Origin of the sequence: Rhodococcus sp. 7Tela_A2 (genome assembly GCF_049311045.1) — a bacterium.
GTDB lineage: Bacteria > Actinomycetota > Actinomycetes > Mycobacteriales > Mycobacteriaceae > Rhodococcus.
Genome location: NZ_JAXION010000058.1, coordinates 21439 through 27977 on the forward strand (window position 1 = coordinate 21439; position 6539 = coordinate 27977).

The window sequence follows — 6539 nt, forward strand, 5'->3', positions numbered from 1 at the left end:
GCCCGTCGCCGGTGCTCGTCGTAGCGTATGACCATGATCGAACCGCCCGACCCCGTGGCCGTAGCGCCGAGGATCGCCGAAACGTGACCGGAACCGTTCTCCTCGCGTTCGCGGCCGTCACGATTCTGGTCGTCGCCGTACTGGCCGTGGTATGGGCGCGGACCCGCCGGGTCGTCACCACCCCCGCCGAACGGGCCGTGCATTCCACGCTGCACACGGCGTCCCTCGCCGCGCGTCCCCTGCGACGGGGGCTCGACGCCTCGTCCGCGACGGAAGCGGCCGTGCACCTGCGGATGCTGCTCGCAGAAGCGCAGGCCGTCGCCCTCGTGGACGCGGACGGAACGCTGCTCGCGTGGGACGGCCCGTTCGAGAGCCTCGCGGACCGCATGCACGACGCCGCCGCGCGCGCCGTCGCGGAGGAGCGGCGGGTACTGGTCGGACACCGCGACCTGGCCCCGGGCCCCCGGGACCTCGCCGCGCGCGCACTGATCGCCCAGCCCCTCGTGATCGAAGGCGTGGGAGTGGCAGGTGTGCTGGGCGTGGTGACGACGACGACTCCCGGGCCCGCATTGCTCGGCGCGATCACGGAGGTGGCGCGGTATGCGTGCAGCCAGCTCGAACTGGCCGAACTCGACGCTTCCAGGGCCCGGCTCGACCGGGCCGAGCTGCGGGCTCTGCGCGCGCAGATCAGCCCGCATTTCATCTACAACGCGCTCAACACCGTCGCCTCGTTCGTGCGCACCGACCCGGACCGGGCACGAGAACTGCTGCTCGATTTTGCAGATTTCACGCGTTACTCGTTCCGCGCGACGGGGGAGTACACGCTGCTCGCCGACGAACTGCGGAACATCGATCGCTACCTCACGCTCGAGCGAGCCCGTTTCGGCAATGCGCTCGAGGTGCGGTTGCAGGTCGCACCCGAGGTTCTCAACGTGACGCTTCCGTTCCTCGCGTTGCAGCCACTCGTCGAGAACGCGGTCCGGCACGGTATCGCCGGGACATCCACCCGCACCGGCACCATCACGATCACCGCAGCCGACGAGGGCACCGACTGCGTCATCAGTGTGGAGGACGACGGGGTGGGAATGGACCCGGAACTGCTGCGTTCCGGAACGCTGGACTCGATCGCCGAGAGTGAGCACGGCAGCGGGGTCAAGGAGTCCGCGCACGTCGGGCTCGCCAACGTCGACGACCGGCTCCGGGCCGCTTTCGGCAACGACTACGGGCTGGTGGTGGAGACCGCCCCGGGGGCCGGTACGAAAGTGAGCATGCGGGTACCCAAGTTCCGTGCGGGTATCCGGCCTTGACGGGTGCCCGACGTGGCACGATAGGTCCGCCGTGAACGACAAAGCAGAGAAAACACTCACCGTACTGGCCGTCGACGACGAACCGCCCGCTCTCGACGAGCTTGCGTACCTGTTGCGCGCTCAGGACGAGATCGCCCAGGTCCATACCGCGAGCGACGCGACGACGGCGCTGCGGTTGTTGCGCGACGGTGGGGTCGATGCGGTGTTCCTCGACATCAACATGCCCGGACTGGACGGTCTGGAGATCGCCGGCATCCTTCGCAACTTCGCGACCCCACCGGCTGTGGTGTTCGTGACCGCACACGACGACCGCGCGGTGTCGGCGTTCGACCTCGGTGCCGTGGACTATGTGCTCAAGCCCCTTCGGGAGGAGCGCCTCGCTCAGGCGGTGCAACGGATCGTCGAGCGGCGCCGGTCCGGGGCGGGGCGGGCGCCGGAACCACAGTCGGGCGACGAAGTGATCCCCGTCGAACTGGGTGGGGTGACCACTCTCGTTCCCCGGTCGTCGGTGCAGTGGGTGGAGGCCGACGGTGACTATGCCCGGTTGCACACCGCGACCGGTTCGCATCTCGTGCGCATCCCGATCTCGACCCTCGAGAGCCGATGGGCCGACGCGGGCTTCCTGCGCGTGCATCGGTCCTTCCTCGTCGCGCTGCCCCTGGTCACCGGTATCCGCAGCGTCGGCTCCGGCCTCGTGGTGTGTGTGAAGGGGAACGGTGACGCGCCACCGGTCGAGTTGCCGGTCAGTCGTCGCCACACCCGTGAACTCAAGGACCGCCTCATCCGCGGCCCGATGCAGACGTGGACGTCGCGGTGAGCACCCAGGCAGGCGGGTCACCCCCGCCGCGGCAGCGTGTGGTTCTCGCGCAGCGGCGGGGCGCGCGCATCGTCCGCACGCGGGTCGAGGTGCAGCAACAGACCGAGGTCGGCGATGCGATGGTGCGCGGCCTGGTGCGCGCCCAACTCGGCCTCGCCATCCGGGTCGCCCTGGCAACGGTGTGCCTGCTCGGGGCGATTCCCGTGCTGTTGCACTTCGTGCCGCGACTGTCGGAGGTGACGCTGATGGGGGTCCGGCTCCCGTGGATTCTGCTCGGCATCGTCGGTTATCCGGTCCTGCTCGGGATCGCGTGGGTCTATGTGCGCCTCGCCGAACGAAACGAGCAGGACTTCACCGACCTGACCGACGACTGACGCGTCATGACCGAGTCGATTCCCGTCGCGACCGTCGTCGGCCTCGTCGCGGCGGCTGTCGCCACCGTCGCGATCGGTGTCTACGGCGTCCGTATGGCCCGCACGACCTCCGATTTCCTCGTCGCGTCCCGCAGCGTCGGGCCGCGGTGGAACGCCGCCGCCATTTCCGGGGAGTACCTGTCCGCCGCGTCCTTCCTCGGCGTCGCCGGGCTGGTCGCGAAGTTCGGGGCAGACGCCCTCTGGTATCCGGTCGGGTTCACCGCCGGGTATCTCGGGCTGTTGTTGTTCGTCGCGGCACCGCTGAGGCGATCCGGTGCCTACACGGTGCCGGATTTCGCGGAGTTCCGTCTCGGCGAACGATGGCTGCGCACCCTGTCGATGATGGTGGTCGCGATCATCTGCGTGCTCTATCTCGTGCCGCAGTTCCAGGGCGCGGGACTCACGCTCAATATCCTTCTCGGCGTCCCGGACTGGGTGGGGGTCGCAGTCGTCGGCATCATCGTCGTCGCGAACGTGGTCGGTGGCGGGATGCGGTCGATCACGTTCGTGCAGGCGTTCCAGTATTGGCTCAAGCTCACCGCGGTCGCCATTCCCGCCCTCGTCCTGATCCTGCATTTCGTCGGTGATGATCGCGCGGTGGACGGTCCTGTTCCCCCGACCGTCACCGAAACCACCACCGTCGACATCACCGTCGACGTCATCGTGCAGGTCGCCGACCCGCTGGAGGTGACGGCCCGGGGCGACGTGGACGGTGTGCCCGTCTCCGGCGTGATCGAGCTTGCACCGGGAGAACACGAATTCGGGGCCGGAACCCAGCTGGTGCTCGAGGCGGGGTCGCCGGTCCCCGTGGTGGCGGGCGCTCCGTCGGACAACGACACCTGGGCCGCACCCGGCGCCGGCATCGGTGCGGGCGGCGCGCACCCGTTGTTCCAGGTGTACTCACTGATGCTCGCGACGTTCCTGGGCACCATGGGGTTGCCGCACGTACTCGTCCGCTTCTACACCAACCCCGACGGACGTGCCGCCCGCATGACCTCGCTGGCGGTGATCGGGCTCCTCGGGCTGTTCTATCTGTTCCCCACCGTCCTCGGGGTCTTCGCCCGGCTGTACGTCCCGCAACTGCTCATCACCGGCCGCTCCGACGCCGCGGTACTGCTGCTGCCCGGGTCGGTGCTGTCCGGGTGGGGCGGGCAACTGGTCGCGGCGCTCGTGGCCTCGGGTGCGATCGCGGCGTTCCTGTCCACGTCGTCGGGCCTGCTGGTGAGCGTGGCGGGGGTGCTGTCCACCGACGTGTTGCGCGGGCGGGTCCGTGACTTCCGGCTCGCGGCGGTGCTCGCGGGTGTCGTGCCGCTCGTGCTCGCGTTGTCGGTGACGTCCCTGGACCTGTCGCGGTCGGTGGGGCAGGTCTTCGCGATCGCCGCCTCCACGCTGTGTCCGCTGCTCGTACTGGGGATCTGGTGGCGCGGGTTGACGGCAATCGGTGCTGCCGCGGGCATGGTGGTGGGCGGCGCCGTCGCGGGTGGTGCCGCCCTGATGTCGATCGTGGTGCGGTTCGATCCGGCGACCGCGGAGGGATGGCCGGCGGTGCTGTCGGAATACCCGGCCGCGGCGAGCGTGCCGCTCGCATTCCTGACCATGATCACCGTGAGTCTTGCTACGCGGACGCGGATTCCGGCCGATGTGGGCCGCACGTTCTCGCGGATGCACGTGCCCGAGCGACTGGGCATGGGCCGGGATCGGGAGCTCGGAGCGTTCGACGACCGCCGTTCGTCGCAGTGAGCCGACCGTTCGTCGCATCGCTCAGCAGTTCGGCGTGCGGTCGGCACACCCCTCTATTTGTGTGATCGCCGTCTCATTAACGTGTGTGAGCACTACACCTCACACGTACGACCAAGGAGTCGGCAGTGACCACAGCACCTCCCAGCGAGAGCGACGTACCCCAGCGGCGCGTTCCGACGCCGCAAGAGTTCGTCGACATGCAGGAAAGCCCTGAGTTCCAGGAGCTGCGCAGTCGCCTGCGCCGGTTCGTGTTTCCCGTGACGGCGTTCTTCCTGGCCTGGTACGCCTTGTACGTTCTGCTCGCGACCTACGCGACCGACTTCATGGCCACCAAGGTCATCGGCAACGTCAACATCGGGCTCCTGCTGGGACTCGCCCAGTTCCTGACCACCTTCATCATCACCGGGGTGTACGTGAAGTTCGCCGGTCGTCAGCTCGACGGCCGTGCCGCTGCGATCCGTACCGAGCTGGAAGGACCGCAGCAGTGAGCGTTCTCGCACAGGGCACCACCGACATCGGTAACCCGCTCCTCAATATCGCGATCTTCCTCGCGTTCGTCGTCGTCACCATGGGCCTGGTCATCCGTGCCAGCCGGACCACGAAGACGGCGTCCGACTTCTACACCGGTGGCGGGCAGTTCTCCGGCCCGCAGAACGGGTTCGCCATCGCAGGCGACTACCTGTCGGCAGCGTCCTTCCTGGGTATCGCGGGTGCCATCGCCGTGTACGGCTACGACGGCTTCCTCTACTCGATCGGCTTCCTGGTCGCGTGGCTCGTCGCGTTGCTGCTCGTCGCCGAACTCCTGCGCAACACCGGCCGTTTCACGATGGCCGACGTGCTGAGCTTCCGGCTCAATCAACGGCCCGTGCGCATGGCCGCGGCGCTGTCCACCCTTGCGGTGTCGCTGTTCTACCTGCTGGCCCAGATGGCCGGTGCCGGTGGTCTGGTTGCGCTCCTGCTCGACATCGAAGGCAAGACGGGGCAGGCGGTCGTCGTCGCCGTCGTCGGTGTGCTCATGATCGTGTACGTGCTGATCGGCGGCATGAAGGGCACGACCTACGTGCAGATGGTCAAGGCGGTGCTCCTCATCGCCGGTGCAGGCGTGATGTTCGTGCTCGTGCTGGTCGCGGTGCGGGGCAACTTCTCTCAGCTCCTCGCCGACGCACAGGCCATGGTGTCGGGTTCCGCGAGCGAGGCTGTCGCCCAGCGCGACGTCCTGGCCCCGGGTGCGAAGTACGGCATCAGCGACATGTCGCGGATCGACTTCATCTCGCTCGGCCTCGCTCTGGTGCTCGGTACCGCCGGCCTGCCGCACGTGCTGATGCGCTTCTACACGGTGCCCACCGCGAAGGAAGCTCGTCGCTCCGTGACGTGGGCTATCGCGCTCATCGGTGGCTTCTACCTGTTCACGCTGGTTCTCGGTTACGGTGCTGCCGCCCTGGTCGGTCCGGACGTCATCCTCAACGCACCGGGCAAGGAGAACGCCGCGGCCCCGCTGCTCGCGTTCGAACTCGGCGGCACGGTGTTCCTGGCCGTGATCTCGGCGGTCGCGTTCGCCACGATCCTCGCCGTGGTCGCGGGGCTGGCCATCACCGCGTCGGCGTCGTTCGCCCACGACATCTACGCCAGTGTCATCAAGCGCGGCAACGCCACCGAGGACGAGCAGGTGCGCGTCTCGCGGATCACCGTTGTCGTGATCGGCCTGGTCTCGATCGTTCTCGGCATCCTCGCGATGGGACAGAACATCGCCTTCCTGGTCGCACTCGCCTTCGCGGTTGCCGCTTCGGCGAACCTGCCGACGCTGCTGTACTCGCTGTTCTGGAAGAAGTTCAACACCACGGGTGCGCTGTTCAGCATCTACGGCGGTCTGATCAGCTGCCTCGTGCTGATCGTGTTCTCGCCCGCCGTGTCCGGCAGCCCGTCCGCGATGTTCCCCGACGCCGACTTCTCCTGGTTCCCGCTGTCGAACCCCGGCATCGTGTCCATCCCGCTCGCCTTCCTGCTCGGCATAGTCGGCACCTACCTGGGCCGCGGCAAGCCGGAAGATCCCTACAAGCAGGCAGAGATGGAAGTTCGCTCGCTGACCGGCGTCGGCGTGGAGAAGGTTGTCTCCCACTGACTCTGCCCGACACGCCCTGACGATCCGAAGGCCCGCCCCGAAAGGGGCGGGCCTTCGGTCGCGTACGGCCCGCCCCAGTGCCGGGCGTCGAGGCGGGCGCGCATGGGCAAACTCGAGGTGTGGGCAAAACACCCCCTGGGCCC

The 6539-nt window shown here is 68.1% G+C and carries 6 protein-coding genes; all 6 read left to right on the top strand.

Features of this window, described 5'->3' with window-relative positions; genetic code table 11:
* Positions 1-83 precede the first annotated feature (83 nt).
* The 6 genes from TVH25_RS12555 to TVH25_RS12580 all read left to right on the top strand — a co-directional run bounded on the left by TVH25_RS12555 (position 84) and on the right by TVH25_RS12580 (position 6396).
* Entirely contained in the window at positions 84-1307 is a 1224-nt protein-coding gene (locus TVH25_RS12555) for a sensor histidine kinase (protein ID WP_169621136.1), read from the top strand.
* A 31-nt stretch (positions 1308-1338) separates the two neighbouring features.
* Positions 1339-2124 (top strand): LytR/AlgR family response regulator transcription factor, encoded by a 786-nt coding sequence (locus tag TVH25_RS12560; protein WP_169621135.1) that lies wholly within the window; start codon positions 1339-1341, stop codon positions 2122-2124.
* Positions 2109-2498: a hypothetical protein gene (locus tag TVH25_RS12565; protein ID WP_169621134.1), complete on the top strand. Its 390-nt coding sequence runs from the start codon at positions 2109-2111 to the stop codon at positions 2496-2498. Before TVH25_RS12560 ends, TVH25_RS12565 begins: the two co-directional genes overlap by 16 nt.
* Before the next feature lie 6 nt (positions 2499-2504).
* Positions 2505-4277, top strand: coding sequence for a cation acetate symporter (locus tag TVH25_RS12570; protein WP_296549414.1), 1773 nt, complete (start codon positions 2505-2507; stop codon positions 4275-4277).
* A 125-nt stretch (positions 4278-4402) separates the two neighbouring features.
* The gene (locus TVH25_RS12575; RefSeq protein WP_169621132.1) at positions 4403-4765 is read left to right on the top strand and encodes a DUF485 domain-containing protein; all 363 of its coding nucleotides are present in this window, start codon (positions 4403-4405) and stop codon (positions 4763-4765) included.
* Complete coding sequence (locus TVH25_RS12580; RefSeq protein WP_169621131.1) at positions 4762-6396, top strand: solute symporter family protein; 1635 nt, start codon at positions 4762-4764, stop codon at positions 6394-6396. Before TVH25_RS12575 ends, TVH25_RS12580 begins: the two co-directional genes overlap by 4 nt.
* Positions 6397-6539: the final 143 nt, after the last annotated feature.